Source organism: Paenirhizobium selenitireducens ATCC BAA-1503, from assembly GCF_000518785.1.
GTDB lineage: Bacteria > Pseudomonadota > Alphaproteobacteria > Rhizobiales > Rhizobiaceae > Allorhizobium > Allorhizobium selenitireducens.
The window spans coordinates 178982-197884 of the sequence record NZ_JAEG01000007.1 but is presented as its reverse complement, the minus strand read 5'-3'; the positions used below and the strand labels follow the sequence as shown (position 1 = coordinate 197884).

The following is an 18903-nucleotide window of genomic DNA, read 5'->3' as shown; positions in this document are numbered from 1 at the left end:
AATTCCCGTGCACCGGGCCCGGGCCAGCCAAGCCCGATCGGCAAAAGAGCATGCTAACGATTGACGGGGGCATGCCGCCTCCCCATGATGGCCCCTCATCAGAACGGTTTGGGAGGACCATTATGAAGATCACCAAAATCGCCAGAATGCTTGCCGGCGCGCTTGCGCTGTCCACCGCGCTCGCCGCCAACTCGGCCAGGGCCGAGGAGTTCATCAACGTTCTGACGGGCGGCACTTCGGGGGTCTACTACCCGCTCGGCGTGGCCTTGTCGAAGATCTACGGCGACAACATCGCCGGCGCCCGTACCCAGGTGCAGGCCACCAAGGCTTCGGTCGAAAACCTCAACCTTCTGCAGGCCGGACGCGGCGAAATCGGTTTCTCGCTCGGCGATTCCGTGCAGATGGCCTGGGACGGCAACAAGGAGGCCGGCTTCCCCGGCAAGCTCGACAAGCTGCGCGGCATTGCCGCGATCTATCCGAACTATATCCAGATCGTCGCATCGCAGGAATCCGGGGTGAAGACGCTGGCCGATCTCAAGGGCAAGAGCCTGTCGGTCGGCGCGCCGAAATCCGGCACAGAACTCAATGCGCGCGCCATCCTCAAGGCCGCCGGCATGGGCTATGACGCACTCGGCAAGACCGAATACCTGCCCTTTGCCGAATCGGTGGAGCTCATCAAGAACCGCCAGCTTGATGCCACGCTGCAGTCGGCCGGCATGGGCGTCGCCTCGATCCGCGATCTCTCCACCTCTGTGAAGATCAATGTCGTCGCGGTTCCGGCGGCCGATGTCGAAAAGATCGGCGCACCCTACATGGCGGCCGTCATTCCGGCCGGCACCTATGAGGGCCAGACCGAAGACGTGCCGACGGCCGCCGTCGGCAATTTCCTCATCACCCATGAGGGCGTCTCCGACGAGACCGCTTACCAGATGACCAAGCTTCTGTTCGACAATCTGCCGGCTCTGTCCGCCGCCCATGCCGCCGCCAAGGCGATCGACGTCAAGAAGGCGCTCGACGGCATGCCGGTGCCGCTGCATCCCGGTGCGGAGCGGTATTACAAGGAAATCGGTGTCCTGAAGTAGGGGCGGATTGCCGACGCGACACCCCCTCTGGCCTGCCGATGCTGCGAGCGGCCCCTCATCCGGCTGCCGCCACCTTCTCCCCGCAAGCGGGGAGAAGGAACATGCCGCACCCTCGCGGTTCTCGCAACCGTTCAGCACGATAGGAACCCGGACGCGAGCAGCATATTGCAGCAGCGTCCCCTCTCCCCGCCTGCGGGGAGAGGGTTAGGGTGAGGGGCATTTTTCAGGAGCAATGATGACCGATACGACAGGCCACCACGCACCGCACTCAGCCGAAGAAGCGATCGAGGGGCTGCCCTCCGGGTTCGGCGCCGGGCTGCCCGGCCAGGCGGCCTTCTGGATCGCCTTTGCCTTCGCGCTGTTCCAGCTGTGGACCGCCGCCTATGGCACGTTGCCGAGCCAGGTGGTGCGGGCCATGCATGTCGGCTTTCTGCTGCTGCTGGGTTTTTCGCTGTTCGGCAACCTCGTCGCCCAAAGCACGGCCGCGCGCATCTGGTTCTGGACGCTCGGCATTCTCGGCTTCCTCACCGGCCTCTACAACTGGGTGTTCTACGAGGGCCTGATCGAGCGTTCCGGCTTCCTGAACTCCCTCGACCTTGCCGTCGGCACGATCACGGTCATGCTCGTCTTCGAGGCCGCGCGCCGTCTCATGGGCCTGCCGCTCACCATCATTGCCGGGCTGTTCCTTGCCTATTGTTTCTTCGGGCAATACCTGCCCTCGCCCCTGGCCCATCGCGGCTATGACTTCGAGCTGATCGTCGAGCATTTCGCCTTCGGCACGGAGGGCATTTACGGCACGCCGATCTATGTCTCGGCCGCCTATATCTTCATCTTCGTCGTCTTCGCCGCCTTCCTCGAACGGGCCGGCATGCTGGCGCTGTTCAATGATTTCGCCCTGGGTCTCGTCGGGACCTGGAGGGGCGGGCCGGCGCAGGTCTGCATTCTCTCCTCCGCGCTGATGGGGACGATCTCCGGTTCGGGCGTCGCCAATGTGGTGGCAAGCGGCCAGTTCACCATTCCGCTGATGAAGAAGTTCGGCTTCCGCTCCGCCTTTGCCGGCGGGGTCGAGGCGACCTCCTCCATGGGCGGGCAGATCATGCCGCCGGTCATGGGCGCCGTCGCCTTCATCATGGCCGAGACGCTCAATGTTCCCTATGCCGACATCGTCAAGGCGGCGCTGATCCCGGCCATCCTCTATTTCGGCGTCTGTTTCTGGATGGTCTATCTCGAAGCCGGCAAGGCGGGCCTGAAGGGCATGGCCAAGGCCGAATTGCCCAATCCCTGGTCAGCGGTGAAGGAACACTGGCCGCTGGTATTGCCGCTGGCGGCTCTCGTCTACCTGCTGTTTGCCGGCTTTACGCCGATCTTCGCCGGTACGATGGGACTGGCGCTGGTCGTCGTGCTGATCCTCGGCACTCCGCTTGCCGCGCTGATCGGTCCCTTCGCCTTCCGCCTGGTGTTCTGGCTGGCGCTGGGTCTCGCCGCCGCCGCCTTTCTCAAGTTCGGCGTCAACATCCTGCTCCTGGTGATCGGCACGCTGGTCGTCGCCTGCGCCCTGTTCAAGGGCGGTCGCGAGACGCTCGCCATCTGCCGGGATTCGCTCGCCGAAGGGGCGAAGAACGCCCTTCCCGTCGGCATCGCCTGCGCCATCGTCGGCATCGTCATCGGCACGCTGACGCTGACCGGCATCGCCTCCACCTTCATCGGCGCGGTGATCGAGATCGGCCGCAACAACCTGTTCCTGTCGCTCATCCTCACCATGATCACCTGCCTGATCCTCGGCATGGGCATCCCGACCATTCCGAACTACATTATCACCTCGTCCCTGGCCGGCCCGGCACTCCTGGAACTCGGCGTGCCACTGCTCGTCAGCCACATGTTCGTCTTCTATTTCGGCATCATGGCGGACCTGACGCCGCCGGTGGCGCTCGCCTGCTTTGCCGCGGCCCCCATGGCCAAGACCTCCGGCCTGAAGATATCGCTGCAGGCGACCAAGCTCGCGACGGCCGGCTTCGTCGTGCCCTTCATGGCGGTCTATACGCCGGCGCTGATGCTGCAGGATGCCGGCCCGATGGCCGCCGCCTGGGGCTATCCGGTGGAGGTCGCCTATGTCTTCTTCAAGGCCTGCTTCGGCATCGCGCTTTGGGGCATAGCGGTGGTCGGATATCTCTTCGCGCGGCTCTCGCCGGTTGAACGCCTGCTCGCCTTCGTCGCCGGCTTCAGCGTCGTGCTCGCCCTGCCCTGGACAGATGAAGTCGGCTTCGCGCTCGGCGGCCTGCTTCTCGCCTTCCATTGGTGGCGCGCCCGCAAGGCGAGCGAAACGGCCGCCACTCCATGAGCGTGTGCGTGGTCGCAGGCGCCAAGGCCATGACCTTTGCCGTCTCGATCTTCTCGCTCACCTGGACCCATTCGGTGCAGAAGACCGAGTGGCAGGAGGACTGGGCGGTGACGCCGGCTGGCCTCCATCTGACCAAGGCCCGCGTCAAGGGCTCGGGCGCCGGCATGGAGCCGGGCGACGGCGCCGTGCTGAAAGACGGCTGGTGGGAGTGGCCACCGAACAATCCGCCGATCGCCGAACTGCGCCTCGCCGCCTCTGGCGCGACCGGCGGAGGCTGGAGGTTCTGCCATGCCGGAGGATGCGTGGAGTTGGGCGCGGCGGCCGGTGAGGATGTGGTGATTGGCCCCTGCGAACCCTGAAGGCGCCTTGCCACGGACCGGCGCCTCTCGACCAAAGAGCCGAAAGCGCCTATCTTATCGGTCATGGACAAGGACACCGTTATCGCCAAGCTGAGGGAACACCGCGAGGAGCTCGCGGCGTTGGGGGTGGAGCATATCGCCCTGTTCGGTTCGGTCGCTCGGGGAGACCAGACTTCTGAATCAGATCTGGACCTTCTGGTCCGTTTTTCCGAGCCTACGCTTAAGAGCGGGTTCAGTTTCTTCAGTTTGCTCGAGGATTTGACGATCCGCCTGAAGGAACTGACCGGCGCCCCCGACGTGGATGTCGTGATAGACCCCATCCAAAAGGAACGCGTGCGAAGATCCGTCGAAAAGGATCTCGTCAGTGCCTTCTAAACGTCCGCTGTCCCGTCTACGTGACATACGAGACAATGCTCTCAGCATTCGCGAGTATGTCGGAGCGATGGATGAATCGGCATTTCTCTCAAATAAATTGATACGCGACGCCAGCGAACGATGCCTTTCGAGGATTTCCGAAGCAGCGGTGAAACTCGGGCCAGTCGCAGAGGAGTTGCTTCCCGGCGAGGATTGGCGCGCCCTACGGAATCTCGGCAATGTTCTTCGGCACGATTACAACAACATCTCGTTGGTCACCATCTGGGAGCTGATCTCGAACCGGCTTGAGCCGCTTCTTGACCAGGTGGATCAGATCCTCACCCGATACCCGGAAGACCAGGACGATCTTTGAACGTCTGCCATCGCGCTTTAGCGACACAGCGTTCTTCTTTCACCACTATCGCTGAAACCGGGCCGGCGGTAACCTTCCTCAACATTTCAACATCAGTGGTGGTCCCATGTCCTTCTTTCCCGGCACCGATCCCCTGCCCGGCGATGCCTTCGCCAGTGACGCGATCGAGCAGCTGATCATTCCGCGTTCCAGCGATATCGGCGGCTTTGCGGTCAGGCGGGCCCTGCCGACCATTCGCCGGCGGCTGGTCGGGCCGTTCATCTTCTTCGACCGCATGGGACCGGCGCTGCTTCGGGCTGGCGAGGCGCTGGACGTCAAGCCGCATCCGCATATCGGCCTTTCCACCGTCACCTACCTTTTCGACGGCGAGATCAAGCATCGCGACAGCCTCGGCACGGAGCTGGTGATCGAGCCCGGCGACATCAACCTGATGACGGCGGGGCGCGGCATCGTGCATTCCGAGCGCACCCCGGAGAAGCTGCGCGGCCAGCCTCTGTCGATCTCCGGCCTGCAGACCTGGCTGGCGCTGCCGGACCAGATGGAGGAGATCGACCCGGCCTTCGCCCACACTTCGAAGAGCGCCATGCCCATGTTCGAGGCGGATGGTGCTTCGGGGCGCGTGGTGATCGGCTCGACCGCCGGTCTATCCTCTCCGGTGAAGGTCTTTTCCGACACGCTCTATGTCGACGTCACGCTGCAGCCGGGCGGCCGGTTCCATTTCGAGGCCGACCACGAGGAGCGAGCGGCCTATCTGCTGTCGGGTGAACTGGAGATCGCCGGCGACCGCTTTGCCCCCGACCAGTTGCTGGTCTTCCGCCCCGGCGATGCGCTGACATTGATTGGCGGTCCTCAGGGAGCGCATGTCATGCTGTTCGGCGGCGCAGCCATGGCCTCGAAGCGGCATATCTGGTGGAATTTCGTCTCGTCCTCGAAGGAACGGATCGAACAGGCCAAGGAAGAGTGGAGAACGGGCCGCTTCGACATCGTTCCCGGCGACGAGGATGAGTTTGTGCCTTTGCCCCAAGGCAGTTGAACTCTATATAGGGGTAGGCCATCTGTCCTTGACGCGAGCTTTTGCCTGATCGGTAAATCCTCTATAAGGCGAGCGACACGCCGAAAAGACGACAACGACAAGAGGCACGAGCCCCGTGACATCCCTGCCCGTTACGCCCTTGCTGGACAAGGTCAGCTATCCTGCAGACCTGCGCCAGCTTGAAGATCGCGATCTGCCGCAGCTCGCCCGCGAACTGCGCGACGAGATGATCGACGCGGTGTCGAAGACCGGCGGGCATCTGGGCGCGGGGCTTGGCGTCGTCGAGCTGACCATTGCCATCCACAAGGTATTCGACACGCCGAACGACCGGCTGATCTTCGACGTCGGGCACCAGTGTTATCCGCACAAGATCCTGACCGGCCGACGCGACCGCATCCGCACGCTTCGTCAGGAAGGCGGGCTTTCGGGCTTTACCAAGCGGGCAGAGAGCCTCTACGACCCCTTCGGCGCGGCGCATTCCTCGACCTCGATCTCGGCCGGCCTCGGCATGGCGGTCGCGGCGGACCTCTCCGGCACCGACCGCAAGGTGATCGCGGTCATCGGCGACGGCGCGATGTCTGCCGGCATGGCCTATGAGGCGCTCAACAATGCCGGCGCGCTCGACGCCCGGCTGATCGTCATCCTCAACGACAACGACATGTCGATTGCGCCGCCGACCGGGGCGATGAGCGCCTATCTGGCGCGCCTTGCGTCCGGCCGCACCTATATGGGCTTTCGCGACCTCGGAAAGAAGCTGACGGCCTATCTCGGCAAGAACATAGACCGCGCCATCACAAGGGCAGTCGAGCATGCGCGGGGCTATGTGACCGGCGGCACCATGTTCGAGGAGATGGGCTTCTACCATATCGGCCCGATCGACGGGCACTCGTTCGAGCACCTTTTGCCCGTCCTGCGCAATGTGCGCGACAACGGCCAGGGTCCGGTGCTGATCCATGTGGTGACGCAGAAAGGCAAGGGCTATGCCCCGGCCGAAGCCGCCGCCGACAAGTATCACGGCGTCAACAAGTTCGACGTCATCACCGGCACGCAGGCCAAGGCCAAGCCGAACGCACCGAGCTATACCGCCGTCTTCGGCGAGGCGCTGGTGCAGGAAGCAACGTTCGACGAGAAGATCGTCGGGATTACCGCCGCCATGCCATCCGGCACCGGGTTGGACAAGCTGGCCGAGATCTTCCCCAAGCGCACCTTCGACGTCGGCATTGCCGAACAGCATGCGGTGACCTTCGCAGCGGGTCTCGCGGCCGAAGGCTTCAAGCCGTTCTGCGCGCTCTATTCGACCTTCCTGCAGCGCGGCTATGACCAGGTGGTCCACGACGTGGCGATCCAGGGCCTGCCCGTTCGCTTCCCGATCGACCGCGCCGGCTTCGTCGGTGCCGACGGCCCGACCCATGCCGGTTCGTTCGATACCGGCTTCCTCGCCTCGCTGCCCGGCTTCGTCGTCATGGCGGCCGCCGACGAGGCGGAGCTGAAGCACATGGTGCGTACGGCGGCCGCTTATGACGCCGGCCCGATCTCGTTCCGCTATCCGCGCGGCGAGGGTGTGGGCGTGCAATTGCCGGAACGCGGCGAGATCCTCGCCATCGGCAAGGGCCGGGTGATGAAGCAGGGCACCAAGGTGGCGCTGCTCTCCTTCGGCACGCGGCTGGCCGACTGCCTGCTGGCGGCCGAAGACCTCGATGCCGCCGGCCTTTCGACCACCGTCGTCGATGCGCGCTTCGCCAAGCCGCTCGATCGCGATCTCATCCGCCAGCTCGCCCGCCACCACGCTGTGCTGGTGACCGTCGAGGAAGGCGCCGTCGGCGGCTTCGGCAGCCAGGTGGTGCAGTTGCTCGCCAGCGAGGGGCTTCTCGACAACGGGCTGAAATTCCGCTCCCTGGTGCTGCCGGATTTCTGGATGGACCAGGCCAAGCCCGAGACGATGTATGCCAAAGCCGGCCTCGACTGCCACGGCATCACCCAGACCGTTTTCAAGGCGCTCGGCCAGGCCGGCGTCGGGGTGAATGCGGCAGGCTAGAGTAACGTGGGATGACTGGCGAACGCTCGACGACGCTGACAATTACCGCTGAGGATCTCTCTCAGGCGCTGAAGCTCAATGCGCTCTATCAGTCTAAGCGCCCTCTCAATTTATTCGTGACGGCAACAACAGCTGGCTGTCTGCTCTTAGTTCTCGGTTTTCTCGGTTTCTATGGCACATCAGCGCTCGGAAATATTCTTCTTATTATACTAATTCCGGCAGTCCTCATTCTTGGACCGGTGGCCGGTATTCTTGTTTTGCCGCCATCTCTAGCCCGCTTTATATACAAGAGGCAAAAGACGCTGCAGCAACCCGTCACATATGAATGGTCGGAAGACGGCCTTACTGCGCTTGGGGCGACAGGACACTGGACGATCGCGTGGCGCGATTATCATCGGTTTCTCTCGAATGACCGGATACTGTTGTTTTATCAGGGGCCGAACATTTTCCAGATGCTTCCCACGCGCGCGCTCTCGAACGAACAGTTGAACGGCATCAAGCGCTGTGCAGAACGAATCTCTCGCGAAGCATAGGCAGCGCAGGCATCCTGCACGCGATGATCCCCCCGCTGGACTTCCGCCCCTCCCCCGGATAGACCGGATCAAAAGCCCGAACCCAAGGGCATATGCGCCTTGAGGGAGGCCGTCATGTCTTCGCATGCCATCGCCGAGGATTTCGCGCCCGACTGGGCGGCGATTGCCGTGGTCATTCTCGGCGTCACGGCCTTTTCCGTCGGCCAGGGGCTCACCTATCCCCTGATCGCGCTGGTGATGGACAGCCGCGGCGTTTCGTCGAGCCTTGCCGGCCTCAACGCCTCCGTCTTTGCCGCGGGGCTTGCCACTTCGACGCTGATGATCACCCGGCTGACGGCGCTGTTGCGCGGCGACCGGCTGATCGTCGCGGGCCTGGTCGGCGCCTCACTGTCGCTGTCGGCCTTTGCCCTGTTCGACAACCTCGCCGTCTGGTTCGTCGCGCGCTACCTGCTCGGCTTTTCGACCAGCATCATCTTCACCGTCAGCGAGGCCTGGCTCAACACCGCCTGCCCGGACCGCCTGCGCGGCCGGGTGTCGGGCATCTATGGCGCCAGCATGTGCGCCGGCTTTGCCGCAGGTCCGCTCGCCATTCCCTTCGTCGGCACCGAAGACGGTTTCGCCTTCGCGCTGATTGCCGTCTATGTCGCCTTCGTCGCCTTCGCCTCGGTCATGCTCGGGCGCTTTGCCCGCACGCGGCCGGAGGCATCGAGCGCCGGCGGCCTGATGCAGTTCGTGCGTGCCGCGCCGGTTCTGGCCCTGATGGTGGTCGCCTTCGGCTTTTCCGACATCGCGGCGATCTCGACCATTCCGCTCTATTTCGTCGAGCGCGGCTATTCGGAGAATTTTGCCGCCCTGGTGGTCACCATGGTGGCGCTGCCGACGGCACTTGCCCAGCCGCTGGTCGGCTGGCTGCTCGACCATGCGTCGCGCCCGCTGATCGCGGTCGGCTCGGCGGTCGCCTGCGGCGCGAGCTTCCTGCTCCTGCCCTTCCTGTCGTCGGAATATGCGCTGCTCGCCACCGTCTCGCTGCTCGGGGCGGCGAGCTTCTCGCTCTACACCTGCGCACTGACCCTGCTGGGCGACCAGTTTCGCGGAGGGCTGCTGGTCTCGGGTGCCGCGGCCTATGGCCTGGCCTATGCGATCGGCAGTGCGGCCGGCGCCGGCGCGACCGGGGTGATCATGGATCTGTCCTTGAGTGCCGGACCCATTTCCGTCGGCGCGATCATGCTGGTCTTCGCCGCCGTTTTCGCCACCGGCCTGACGCGCCGAGTGCCTCGCGCTTAAGCGACCCGGCAGATCGTGCTGGATTTTGCCGGCCCGATCTGCTTTGACCGGCCCATGCTGGAAACCTCGCCACCCGACATCTTCGACTGCCAGACCTGCGGCGCCTGCTGCGCCTATTCGGCGGAGTGGCCGCGCTTCTCGCTGGAGACCGACGAGGAGATCGCCAGGATCCCCGACAAATTCATCGCCGCCGACCTGTCGGGCATGAAGTTCGAGGCCGGACGCTGCGCGGCGCTGACGGGCGAAGTCGGCAAGCATGTCGGCTGCGCGGTCTATGCCGACCGACCGCAGGTGTGCCGGACCTGCATGCCGGGCGACGAAGAGTGCAAGATGGCACGCGCCGAATTCGGCTTCAGCACCGAGGCGCTGCCCGACCCGGACCGCTTTTTCTAGAACCCGTCAGGGGATGGTGACGCCCAGCGTCTCGGCCGGCAGTTCGCTGCCGAGTTCGACGGCGCGGGTCTGCTTGTCCATGACGCAGACATAGGAGACCGTCGCATCCGCGCCCTTCGCCTTGCCCGACAAGACGGCAAGGCCGAAGCGCTCGCTGCCGAACGGATCGACCGCGACGCGGGCGCTTTCCAGCATCGGTGCTGCGGCTTCGAGGCACTTCTTCCCGACCTCCTTGGCGAATTCCTGCCAGGCATCGTCGGAGGAGGCCAGAGCCGGAACGGCAGCAGCGAGAAGCAGCAGAAGGGCTGGAGCGAGACGTGGCATGAAGACATCCTTTCGACGAGAGGGGCCGCGTCCGCGACCGCAGAAAATGCTTCCCTTTCTAGTTCACCGGAGAAGATAAATCTTCCCCCACGGGGAACGATTTTGACCTTTGGCAGGTTGCCTCGGTAGGGTTCCGCTCCTATGTTCCCGATCACCGATTTCCGCATTCAGTTGCCAAAAGGAGATTTTACCATGGCTTTCGAATTGCCCGAACTTCCCTACGCCTACGACTCGCTTGCGCCCTTCATGTCGGCCGAGACGCTCGAATATCACCACGACAAGCATCACAAGGCCTATGTCGACAACGGCAACAAGCTCGCTGCCGAAGCCGGCCTCGGTGATCTCTCGGTCGAGGAAGTCGTCAAGAAGTCGTTCGGCACCAACCAGGGCCTCTTCAACAATGCCGCCCAGCACTACAACCACATCCATTTCTGGAAGTGGATGAAGAAGGACGGCGGCGGCACCAAGCTTCCGGGCAAGCTCGAAGCGGCGATCGCTTCGGATCTCGGCGGCTACGACAAGTTCAAGGCCGACTTCATTGCCGCCGGCACCACCCAGTTCGGCTCGGGCTGGGCCTGGCTCTCGGTCAAGGACGGCAAGCTTGCCATCTCCAAGACCCCGAACGGCGAAAACCCGCTGGTTCACGGCGCCTCGCCGATCCTCGGCGTCGACGTGTGGGAACACTCCTACTACATCGACTACCGCAACGCCCGTCCGAAGTATCTCGAAGCCTTCGTCGACAGCCTGATCAACTGGGACTACGTCCTGGAAATGTACGAAGCCGCATCGAAGTAAGCTTCGTCCGACGTCGAAAATGCAGGGAACCCGGCGCCGAAAGACGCCGGGTTTTCTTTTGGCATGAAGCCGCTTGCGGGGACGACCGCCGAGTGAAACAGTCGGATTTGTCGAACGGTTCGGATTTCATCAGACCAGAAGGAGCCATCCATGGCCGACAATTCCCTGCAGGCACAACTCCGCGAGCTTCAGGCACAAGTGACCGCACTGACGGAGAGCCTGGCGGAACAGGGCGACGCGGCGGCGGGGCGGCTGCGCAAGCGCACCACGGCCGCGATGCGCGACGCGTCTCACACCGCCGAGGAGGTCGCAGACTATGCCAGGTCGGAGGCGGAGAGCGTCGCCGGCATCGTGCGCGAGCATCCGGCAGCAACCTCGACGGCGCTGCTGACCGCCGGGCTGATCGGCGGGCTCCTCGGCTACCTGATCGGGTCGTCGCAGGCCCCCCATCATCCGCACCGCCGCTGGTATTGACGTTGTAGCAAATTAGCCGGGCGTGCCTGCCGGTGCGCCCCGTCATCTCTCCGGCGTGAATTCCCACGGATCCCGGTCAGCACCGCCACCGATCGCCTCGACGAGGAAATCGATGAACAGGCGCACCCGCGCCGGCAGCAAGGCGCGGTGGGGAAACAGGATATAGATCCCCAGCACGCCGCATTCGCAATCCGGGAAGAGCGATACGAGTTCGCCGCGTGCAAGGGCCTCGCCGCAGACGAAGGTCGGCAGGAGCCCGATGCCGACGCCGGCGCGTGCGGCCTGGAGCAGGGCTTCGGCGCTGGTGGACAACATGCGCGGCGTGATCTTCACCTGCCGCGCCTCGCCGCCATGCCTGATAGCCCAGGTGGTCCATGGCTGGGGAACGGCAAAGGTCAGGCAATGCCGGCGCGCCAGTTCCGCCGGCTCCACCGGATGGCCCTCCCGCGCGAGATAGGCCGGGCTCGCGACGATATGGAAACGCGACAGGGCGATGCGCCGGCCGACGAGGCTGGTGTCGAGATCGCGGGCGATACGGATCGCCAGATCATAGCCCTCCTGGACGATGTCGACGCTGCGATTGGTAAGATCGAGCGCAATGTCGATCGCCGGGTGGCGTTCGAGAAAGGCCGCGATCACCAGGGGCAGATGCAGGTTGCCGAACTCGGTGGGCGCGGTGATCCGGAGCGTGCCGCGCGGCGTGCTCGTATCGGCGCCCGCCTCCGCCTCGGCCGCATCAATGCTGCGCAGGATCGCGGTGCATTGCTCGAAATAGGTAGCGCCGGCCTCGGTCGGCCGCACATGCCGCGTGGTGCGATTCAGCAAACGCGCGCCGGTTCTCCCTTCCAGATGAGCGATATGCTTGCTGACCATGGCCGGCGAGAGATCAAGACCGCGCGCGGCTGCCGCAAAGCTGCCGAGCTCTACGACCCGCACGAAGACCTGCATGCTCTCCAGTGTGTCCATGCCCCCTCCACCGTTCACTGGCAGTAACGGGTCCGTTTACCCGCCGCACGCTTCTGCCGCAGGATGCGCTCCGATACAACCGCGCCATTCCACCAAACTCTTTAGCGGATGACCAGAATGACGACGTTGCTGCAATTCGATTTCCCCTTCGACGGCCCCTTCGGCGCCGAGATGACCGCCGCCCTTTCGGGTCTCGCTCACGACATAGCCGCCGAGGACGGACTGATCTGGAAGATCTGGACCGAGAACGAGGCCGAGGGCCGCGCCGGCGGCATCTACCTGTTCGCCGATCCGCTCTCGGCCGCCCGTTATGCGGACAAGCACAAGGCAAGGCTGGAAGGCTTTGGCGTGACCGGCATCGTCGCACGGTCCTTCGTCGTCAATGCCGACCTCTCCGCGATCACCCGCGCGCCGCTGTGAGGAGAAACGACATGTACACCACACTCGCAGAGGTCCGAATCGAGGATCTCGGCCGTTTCATATCCATCTTTGCCACCGGCGGCGCGAAAATGCGCGCCAGGCACGGCAGCCTCGGTGCAAGCGTGCTTGCCACGACTGAGCCCGGTCGCGTCTTCGTGCTGATCGACTGGCCGAGCGAGGCGGCCTTTGCCGCCTTCCGCGCGGATCCGGAGGTTCCCGGCACCATGGCCTCGGGCGGGGCGCTGGCGCCGCCGAGTTTCACCGTCGTCGAGCGGGTGGCGACCCTGCCCGCCTGAGGCACCCGGCGGGCCTTCGCACGGGGCAAAGGAACCTTACCCTCGGCACCGCGTTTCCCCCGGGAACAATGCCCTCAACAGGAAAGGATCCCCCATGGCCAGCAACAACAGCGACATGATGAACGAACTGCGCAGCCTCCAGGCTCAGGTCATGCACTTCAAGGACCTGCTTTCGGAAGAAGGCGAAAAGGTCGCCGGCGAGGCGCGTGGCCGGGCTGCGACGCTGCTGAACGGTGCCGGCCGCAAGGCTCAGGACGTTGCGAACTATGCCAAGGACGAGGCCGTCAGCATCGGTTCGGTGGCACGCGAACACCCGACGGCGACCTCGACCGCGCTGCTCACCGCCGGTCTCGTCGGCGGCCTGATCGGCTATTTTCTCGCCACCTCGTCGCAGGCGCCGAGCCATTCGCCGCGTCGCTGGCTCTAAGCCCTCCGGACACAGGTCCAAGAGTCAAAAAAACACCCGGCCCTCGCAAGAGAGCCGGGTGTTTTCGTATGGTCCGTCCGCCAGAGGGCGGAGATCAGAATTCCGACCATTCCTGCTTGGCGGCCGTGTTGCCACCGGCAAACGCCTGGGAGATACGGCCGGCAAGCGCACGGGCCGGAGAGGCGGCGGGCCTCGCGTTGCGATCGGCTGCGGAAGGCGGGGCGCTGCGGGTTCCGCGCACAGGCGCCGCCGGCTGAGCCTGGCCGAGCTGGAACTGGGCCAGAAGCGCGTTCAGCGATGCGGCCTCGGTTGCCAGCGAATGGCTGGCGGCCGTCTGCTCTTCCACCATGGCGGCATTCTGCTGGGTGCCCTGGTCCATGGTGTTGACCGCGGTGTTAATCTCCTGAAGGCCGGTCGACTGTTCGCGGCTGGCGGTGACGATCGCCGAGACATGGGCGCTGATCTCTTCGACCGCAGAGACGATCTTCTCGAGTTCCGTACCGGTCTCGCCAACCAGAGCCACGCCGTTGCCGACCTGGGTGGAGGACGTCGAGATGAGCGCCTTGATCTCCTTGGCGGCATTGGCCGAGCGCTGCGCCAATTCGCGCACTTCCTGGGCGACGACGGCAAAGCCCTTGCCGGCCTCGCCTGCACGAGCCGCTTCGACACCGGCATTCAAGGCCAGCAGGTTGGTCTGGAAGGCGATATCCTCGATGACACCGATGATATTGCCGATCTCGCCGGATGACTTCTCGATCTGGGTCATGGCGGTGACGGCGTTGCGCACCACCTGGCCGGAGCGTTCGGCGCCGGTGCGGGTGCTGGCGACCAGCTGGCCGACATCCTCGGCCCGGCGCGCGGTGTCCTTGACCGTCGTCGTCACCTGCTCGAGCGCAGCAGCCGTTTCCTCGACGGAGGCTGCCTGCTGCTCGGTGCGGCGGGCGAGATCGTCGGCCGAAGCGCGGATTTCAGAGGCACCGGCATTGATCGCCGCAGCATTGGCGCCGACCGAGCGAAGCGCATCCTGGAGCTTCTCCAAAGAGGCGTTGAAGTTCAGCCGGAGCGCGTCGAGGCGCTCGGCGAAGGTCGTGTCGATGCGGTGGGCGACATTGCCGTCGGCGAGCGCCGACAGGCCGGCCGCCAGTTGATTGACGGCAAAGGCGATCTCCTCGGCCTCGCGGGCCTTGTCGGCCTCGGCGCGACGACGCTCCTGCTCGGCGCTGGCGCGCATGGCTTCCGTCTCGCCGGCAAGCCGCTGCTTCTCGACGGCGGCATCCTTGAACACGACGACCGCCTTGGCCATCTGACCGACTTCGTCTTCGCGGTCGAGGGCCGGCACGTCGACGTCGTGATCGCCATCGGCCAACCGCGACATGGCGCTCGTCATACCGACGATCGGCGTGACGATCGAGCGCGAAAGAAGCCAGATCAAGGCGACGGCAACGAAGCCGGCGATCGAACCGCCGATCAGCAGGGCGAGCTCAAGCGTGAGATGGGCGTTGGCAAGGGCCGCCTGGTTCTTGGCCGACATGGAAGCGATCTGTTCCTTGATCTTTGCCGCCTCTTCACGGAAGGCGTCGAGCTGACCCTTGGAAGCGTTGCGGCCGATCTCGATGATCTCGGCAATCGGAGCCTCGGTGTTCTTGCGGGCGGCAAGCTGCGGCTCGGTCAACTGGGTGTGGAAAACGTCGGCGGCGGCCTTCATCGCGTCGAGCGAGGCGACGATCGTGGCATCGCCGGCGGCGGCCTTCTTCGCTTCCTCGATATAGCCGAGCATCTTTTCGCGCTGGGCGAAGACGTCCTTGTAGGTGCTTTCGCTGCGGAACAGCAGGAACCCGCGCTGGTTCACTGCCTGCTCGAGCATGGATTCCAGCGCGCGGTCGGAGAGGGAGAGGATCTCTTCGGAGCGCTGCTGCTCCACCGAAGCAAGCTTGGCGCGATAGGCCTCGACGAAAACAATCGCCGTCGCGAGAAAACAACTGGCCATGATGCCGAGGAAGGTGAGGATCAGCTTCTTGTTCAGGGACAGGTTCTTGAGGGACATGCAGGACTACTCTCTCGCGGACGCCCGTCCCGAAGGACTCGGGATTGAGCATGCGGACACGCTGGGACTGACGCATGATTGCGTCCTGCCGCAGCGCTGCCGTCATGGTGCACCATTGGGTCGCGGAGTTTGTACAATCGTACCGAACTTGCACAAAAGCTGTTAGAATTCCGTTATGACGCAGTGCAAAATTTGGCCTGCCGGAATTTACTGGCTCGGAACCACCAGCAGGATGTGGAGGTCCTTCTCCGGATAGAAATCGGTGGCCGTCATTTCGAAGGTGGTCGGCCCGACCTTGCGGACGTTCTGGCCACAGAAACTGACGTAGTTCTTCGTGTCGCCCTTGTCGACGGTCAGCTTGAACTGGCCGATCGGGCCGGCCCAGTTGGCACCGGTGGTCAGGATGTAGGACATCCATTTTTCGTAGAAATAGATGCCGGCATCGTAGTTCTGCTGCTTCTCGAGCTTGATCGCCGTCTTGAGCAAGGCGTCGTCGACGCAGTAGCGCTCGCGGTATTCTTCCAGCTCCGGGGTCGGCGCGCCGTCGCGCACGAAGGTCATCGCCACCGTTCCGCCAACGCTCGGCTTGTAGCTGTGGTGAACCTTGACCTCCTTGCCCGCCGGGAAGGTGGTGCGCCACCAGAAGACGGTCTCCAGCTTCCACAGGGGGTAGTAGTCCGGCGCCACCGGCTTTTCCGGGTCGTAGGCGGTGTTGAGGATGAGGCCGCGCGTCTCCCAGTCCTTCAGCACGTCTTCCGGCAGCTTGGCGATGGCCGCGCGGGTCGTTTCGCTGAGCGGCAGAAGCGAGACGCCCTTGCTCTTCACCTCTTCTGTCATATCGATGCCGTTGACGGTGACCCGCTGTTGCAGTTCGGGTTCGATCTCCTTGCCATCCTGCGAGACGGTGAAGCTCATGAAATTGTCGTGCTCGTAGTCGTCGAGCGCGGCATTGAACTCCAGGAAACCGCCGATCGCGGGCATCGGAAAGGCGACCACAGTTTCCAGATCGGTTTCCGCCTGGTTCTTGAAGACGTAGTCGACCGTGATCTCTTCCTGGGAGATGAACAGGTCCTCGCTCAGCATGTCGACCGAATCCTGGCGGGTGTAGACGAGCCCGCCAGCCTCGAGCACCGCGGACGTGTCGTTGGCCATCGCCGTAGCCGCCATCGTCAGGGCGGCAAGCCCGCCAAGCATCGCTTTCTTCATCACGCTCTCCCAGAAGTAACGAACGGCCGAAGCGGCCTTTGCCGCAGTTAGGCGGCAAAGCCTCAGCAAGTCAATCGGCCGAGACGGCCTGATCTGGGCGGTTCGGCCGCGTCGCTATTCCGGGCCCCGGACAAGCAAAAGCCCTCCGGCGCCGAATACCGAAGGGCTTTGCTTGTCAGCGGATCCGGGAGGACAGATCCGCCTTCAGAACTCGGTCCATTCCTCGGTTTTCAAGGCCGCATTGCCGTGGCTCGCAAGCGTGGCGCGGCGAGCCGGCATGGCGGCCCGCGGCGCGCTGACGTGCGAGGCGGCACGTGGGGCCGCGGTTGCTGCCGACGGCGCCCAGCCATGGCTGAGCTTGAAGCGGGCAATCAGGTCGCTCAGACGCTCGCTTTCCATGGCAAGGCTGGCGCTCGCGGCGTTGGATTCTTCCACCATCGCGGCATTCTGCTGGGTCACCTGGTCCATCTGGTTGACGGCGGTGTTGACCTCGCTCAGCCCGCTGGACTGTTCCCGCGCCGAGGTGGCGATGGCGTTCATGTGGTCGTTGATCGAGAGGATGAGGTTTTCGATGCCCTTCAGCGCCTCGCCGGTCTCCCGCACGAGTTTCACGCCGTTACCGACCTCGCCGGCCGAGTTCTGGATCAGGCCCTTGATCTCCTTGGCGGCCTGCGCCGAGCGCTGGGCCAGTTCACGGACTTCCTGGGCGACGACGGCAAAGCCCTTGCCGGCTTCGCCCGCACGGGCCGCCTCGACGCCGGCATTGAGCGCCAGCAGGTTGGTCTGGAAGGCGATCTCATCGATCACGCCGATGATGTTGGAGATCTGGTTCGAAGATCCCTCGATCCGGCTCATGGCATCGACCGCCTGGGCAACGACTTCCCCGGACTTCGTCGCGCTGGACTTCGCCCGCGTCGCGATTTCTCTGGCCTCTTCGGCGCGCTGCGTGGAATTCGTGACGTTGACCGTGATCTGGTCAAGCGCGGCAGCGGTTTCCTCGAGCGAAGCTGCCTGCTGCTCCGTGCGCTTCGACAGGTCCTCGGTGCCGGCGGAAATCTCCCGCGTGCCGCCGTCGATGGTGCGGGTGGCGGAGGCAACGGAGGCGAGCGTGTCGCCGAGCTGCTTGACGGCAGAGTTGAAGTCGTCGCGCAGGGCCTCGAAGTCTTCCGAAACCGGCTCGTTGATCTGGTAGGTCAGGTCTCCGGCGGCGAGCGCCTTCATGCCGACGGCGAGTGCGCTGGTCGCCTCGATCAGCTTGCGACGTGCATCTTCCTCGGCGCGGCGCTGGAGAGCGATACGCTGTTCCTCGTTGGAGCGGCGGCTTTCCTCGGCCTCCTGCGTCATGCGGATGTTGGCGATCGCGGCATCGCGGAACACCTGGACGGTGGCGGCCATGGCACCGATCTCGTCCTGACGGCCAGCGAAGGGAACTTCGGATGCGGTGTCACCATCCGCAAGCTTACGCATGGCGCCCGTGATCTTCTGGACCGGCTGAGCGATGCCAATGACGGCGAAGACAGAAGCGCCGATGATAATCAGCATGAGGACGGCGACCGTTATGTAGGTTTCCGTCAGAGCCGAATGGTAGGATCCTTCGGCAATGGCCACGGACTTGGCGGCGCCGTCGACATTGACCTGAACCAGTTCCTCCACCAGCGCCAGAACGGGCTTCATCAGGCCGCGCATGTCGTTCAGGACGACGACGGCTTCCTCATTGCGGTTGACGCGGGAGAGTTCGAGCATGTCCTCGCCCCGCTTCTCGTAGGCGTGCACGCCGTCTACGATCTGCTTCATGAGTTCGGCCTCGTGGGGGGAGGAGATCAACGGCTCGTAGCGCTTGGCGGCTTCCTCGACCTTGCCCTGATTTTCCGCAATCGCCTTGTCGGCGGCGGCAATGGCCTCCGGCGTGCGGACCGTGATGTGATTGAGATAGGAAATGCGAAGATTGAAGATCTCCGTCTCCAGGTCCTTCACCGTCTTCACGCTCGGCAACCAGTTGGTGGCCACGTCGCCGGCTGCGCGGTCGATCGAGCCGAGGGAGCGGATTGTCATCCACGCATAGCCGGACGAGACGACGGCAATGGTCACGAAGATGGCAATGAGAGAAGTCTTGATGCTTGGGCGCCGCATAGGCGTTCGATCCTCGGTTCGCCATCCCGACGGATGG

Annotated in this window: 20 protein-coding genes; 15 read left to right on the top strand and 5 right to left on the bottom strand. The window is 64.1% G+C overall.

The genetic code is table 11. The features are described 5' to 3' along the window. Positions 1-122: 122 nt before the first annotated feature. The 10 genes from L867_RS0110665 (at position 123) to L867_RS0110620 (ending at position 9784) form a co-directional block, all read left to right on the top strand. Positions 123-1082, top strand: a complete 960-nt coding sequence (locus tag L867_RS0110665; RefSeq protein ID WP_028736871.1) for a TAXI family TRAP transporter solute-binding subunit — start codon at positions 123-125, stop codon at positions 1080-1082. A gap of 235 nt (positions 1083-1317) precedes the next feature. Continuing rightward, positions 1318-3420, top strand: coding sequence for a TRAP transporter permease (locus L867_RS0110660; protein ID WP_028736870.1), 2103 nt, complete (start codon positions 1318-1320; stop codon positions 3418-3420). Next, positions 3417-3779 (top strand): DUF1850 domain-containing protein, encoded by a 363-nt coding sequence (locus L867_RS0110655; RefSeq protein WP_028736869.1) that lies wholly within the window; start codon positions 3417-3419, stop codon positions 3777-3779. The genes L867_RS0110660 and L867_RS0110655 overlap by 4 nt, the downstream gene beginning before the upstream one ends. A gap of 63 nt (positions 3780-3842) precedes the next feature. Further along, positions 3843-4154: a nucleotidyltransferase family protein gene (locus L867_RS0110650; protein ID WP_028736868.1), complete on the top strand. Its 312-nt coding sequence runs from the start codon at positions 3843-3845 to the stop codon at positions 4152-4154. Further along, complete coding sequence (locus L867_RS0110645) at positions 4144-4506, top strand: HepT-like ribonuclease domain-containing protein (RefSeq protein WP_269748262.1); 363 nt, start codon at positions 4144-4146, stop codon at positions 4504-4506. The genes L867_RS0110650 and L867_RS0110645 overlap by 11 nt, the downstream gene beginning before the upstream one ends. A gap of 106 nt (positions 4507-4612) precedes the next feature. Then, positions 4613-5539, top strand: a complete 927-nt coding sequence (locus L867_RS0110640) for a pirin family protein (protein ID WP_028736866.1) — start codon at positions 4613-4615, stop codon at positions 5537-5539. A gap of 115 nt (positions 5540-5654) precedes the next feature. Then, positions 5655-7574, top strand: coding sequence for a 1-deoxy-D-xylulose-5-phosphate synthase (gene dxs, locus L867_RS0110635; protein WP_028736865.1), 1920 nt, complete (start codon positions 5655-5657; stop codon positions 7572-7574). Positions 7575-7585: 11 nt separating this feature from the next. Beyond that, entirely contained in the window at positions 7586-8107 is a 522-nt protein-coding gene (locus tag L867_RS0110630) for a YcxB family protein (protein ID WP_028736864.1), read from the top strand. 114 nt (positions 8108-8221) lie between these two features. Beyond that, positions 8222-9391, top strand: a complete 1170-nt coding sequence (locus L867_RS0110625) for an MFS transporter (RefSeq protein ID WP_028736863.1) — start codon at positions 8222-8224, stop codon at positions 9389-9391. A 54-nt stretch (positions 9392-9445) separates the two neighbouring features. Then, the gene (locus L867_RS0110620; RefSeq protein ID WP_028736862.1) at positions 9446-9784 is read left to right on the top strand and encodes a YkgJ family cysteine cluster protein; all 339 of its coding nucleotides are present in this window, start codon (positions 9446-9448) and stop codon (positions 9782-9784) included. Between the two features lie 6 nt (positions 9785-9790). On the opposite strand, the gene L867_RS0110615 is transcribed toward L867_RS0110620, so the two are convergent. Further along, on the bottom strand, positions 9791-10108 hold the full coding sequence (locus tag L867_RS0110615; protein ID WP_028736861.1) for a hypothetical protein: 318 nt from the start codon (positions 10106-10108) through the stop codon (positions 9791-9793). 192 nt (positions 10109-10300) lie between these two features. Between L867_RS0110615 and L867_RS0110610 the strand changes: the two genes are divergently transcribed. Both L867_RS0110610 and L867_RS0110605 read left to right on the top strand, forming a co-directional pair. Next, a complete protein-coding gene (locus L867_RS0110610; protein ID WP_028736860.1) occupies positions 10301-10903 on the top strand; it encodes a superoxide dismutase in 603 nt (200 codons plus the stop codon). 150 nt (positions 10904-11053) lie between these two features. Beyond that, a complete protein-coding gene (locus tag L867_RS0110605) occupies positions 11054-11377 on the top strand; it encodes a hypothetical protein (protein ID WP_051438924.1) in 324 nt (107 codons plus the stop codon). Positions 11378-11419: 42 nt separating this feature from the next. Here L867_RS0110605 and L867_RS25040 read toward each other — a convergent pair whose 3' ends face one another. Beyond that, positions 11420-12343, bottom strand: coding sequence for a LysR family transcriptional regulator (locus L867_RS25040; RefSeq protein WP_037173110.1), 924 nt, complete (start codon positions 12341-12343; stop codon positions 11420-11422). Positions 12344-12460: 117 nt separating this feature from the next. Here L867_RS25040 and L867_RS0110595 point away from each other — a divergent pair, with 117 nt between their 5' ends. From L867_RS0110595 to L867_RS25030, 3 genes are all read left to right on the top strand, one after another. Continuing rightward, positions 12461-12763 (top strand): monooxygenase, encoded by a 303-nt coding sequence (locus tag L867_RS0110595; RefSeq protein ID WP_028736858.1) that lies wholly within the window; start codon positions 12461-12463, stop codon positions 12761-12763. Positions 12764-12774: 11 nt separating this feature from the next. Beyond that, positions 12775-13059 carry an antibiotic biosynthesis monooxygenase family protein gene (locus L867_RS25035; RefSeq protein WP_051438923.1) on the top strand — a complete coding sequence of 95 codons (285 nt, stop codon included), beginning with the start codon at positions 12775-12777 and terminating at the stop codon, positions 13057-13059. Positions 13060-13153: 94 nt separating this feature from the next. Next, the gene (locus tag L867_RS25030; RefSeq protein ID WP_037173108.1) at positions 13154-13486 is read left to right on the top strand and encodes a hypothetical protein; all 333 of its coding nucleotides are present in this window, start codon (positions 13154-13156) and stop codon (positions 13484-13486) included. A 94-nt stretch (positions 13487-13580) separates the two neighbouring features. Here L867_RS25030 and L867_RS0110580 read toward each other — a convergent pair whose 3' ends face one another. From L867_RS0110580 to L867_RS25025, 3 genes are all read right to left on the bottom strand, one after another. After that, positions 13581-15530, bottom strand: a complete 1950-nt coding sequence (locus tag L867_RS0110580) for a methyl-accepting chemotaxis protein (protein WP_028736857.1) — start codon at positions 15528-15530, stop codon at positions 13581-13583. 207 nt (positions 15531-15737) lie between these two features. After that, the gene (locus L867_RS0110575; protein WP_051438922.1) at positions 15738-16736 is read right to left on the bottom strand and encodes a DUF4424 domain-containing protein; all 999 of its coding nucleotides are present in this window, start codon (positions 16734-16736) and stop codon (positions 15738-15740) included. Positions 16737-16940: 204 nt separating this feature from the next. Further along, positions 16941-18866: a HAMP domain-containing methyl-accepting chemotaxis protein gene (locus L867_RS25025; RefSeq protein WP_037173105.1), complete on the bottom strand. Its 1926-nt coding sequence runs from the start codon at positions 18864-18866 to the stop codon at positions 16941-16943. Positions 18867-18903: the final 37 nt, after the last annotated feature.

Coding starts and splice junctions, on each gene's coding strand:
- L867_RS0110665 (WP_028736871.1), top strand. CDS start 123: ATGAAGATCACCAAAATCGCCAGAATGCTTGCCGGCGCGCTTGCGCTG.
- L867_RS0110660 (WP_028736870.1), top strand. CDS start 1,318: ATGACCGATACGACAGGCCACCACGCACCGCACTCAGCCGAAGAAGCG.
- L867_RS0110655 (WP_028736869.1), top strand. CDS start 3,417: ATGAGCGTGTGCGTGGTCGCAGGCGCCAAGGCCATGACCTTTGCCGTC.
- L867_RS0110650 (WP_028736868.1), top strand. CDS start 3,843: ATGGACAAGGACACCGTTATCGCCAAGCTGAGGGAACACCGCGAGGAG.
- L867_RS0110640 (WP_028736866.1), top strand. CDS start 4,613: ATGTCCTTCTTTCCCGGCACCGATCCCCTGCCCGGCGATGCCTTCGCC.
- L867_RS0110630 (WP_028736864.1), top strand. CDS start 7,586: ATGACTGGCGAACGCTCGACGACGCTGACAATTACCGCTGAGGATCTC.
- L867_RS0110625 (WP_028736863.1), top strand. CDS start 8,222: ATGTCTTCGCATGCCATCGCCGAGGATTTCGCGCCCGACTGGGCGGCG.
- L867_RS0110620 (WP_028736862.1), top strand. CDS start 9,446: ATGCTGGAAACCTCGCCACCCGACATCTTCGACTGCCAGACCTGCGGC.
- L867_RS0110615 (WP_028736861.1), bottom strand. CDS start 10,108: ATGCCACGTCTCGCTCCAGCCCTTCTGCTGCTTCTCGCTGCTGCCGTT.
- L867_RS0110610 (WP_028736860.1), top strand. CDS start 10,301: ATGGCTTTCGAATTGCCCGAACTTCCCTACGCCTACGACTCGCTTGCG.
- L867_RS0110605 (WP_051438924.1), top strand. CDS start 11,054: ATGGCCGACAATTCCCTGCAGGCACAACTCCGCGAGCTTCAGGCACAA.
- L867_RS25040 (WP_037173110.1), bottom strand. CDS start 12,343: ATGGACACACTGGAGAGCATGCAGGTCTTCGTGCGGGTCGTAGAGCTC.
- L867_RS0110595 (WP_028736858.1), top strand. CDS start 12,461: ATGACGACGTTGCTGCAATTCGATTTCCCCTTCGACGGCCCCTTCGGC.
- L867_RS25035 (WP_051438923.1), top strand. CDS start 12,775: ATGTACACCACACTCGCAGAGGTCCGAATCGAGGATCTCGGCCGTTTC.
- L867_RS25030 (WP_037173108.1), top strand. CDS start 13,154: ATGGCCAGCAACAACAGCGACATGATGAACGAACTGCGCAGCCTCCAG.
- L867_RS0110580 (WP_028736857.1), bottom strand. CDS start 15,530: ATGTCCCTCAAGAACCTGTCCCTGAACAAGAAGCTGATCCTCACCTTC.
- L867_RS0110575 (WP_051438922.1), bottom strand. CDS start 16,736: ATGAAGAAAGCGATGCTTGGCGGGCTTGCCGCCCTGACGATGGCGGCT.
- L867_RS25025 (WP_037173105.1), bottom strand. CDS start 18,866: ATGCGGCGCCCAAGCATCAAGACTTCTCTCATTGCCATCTTCGTGACC.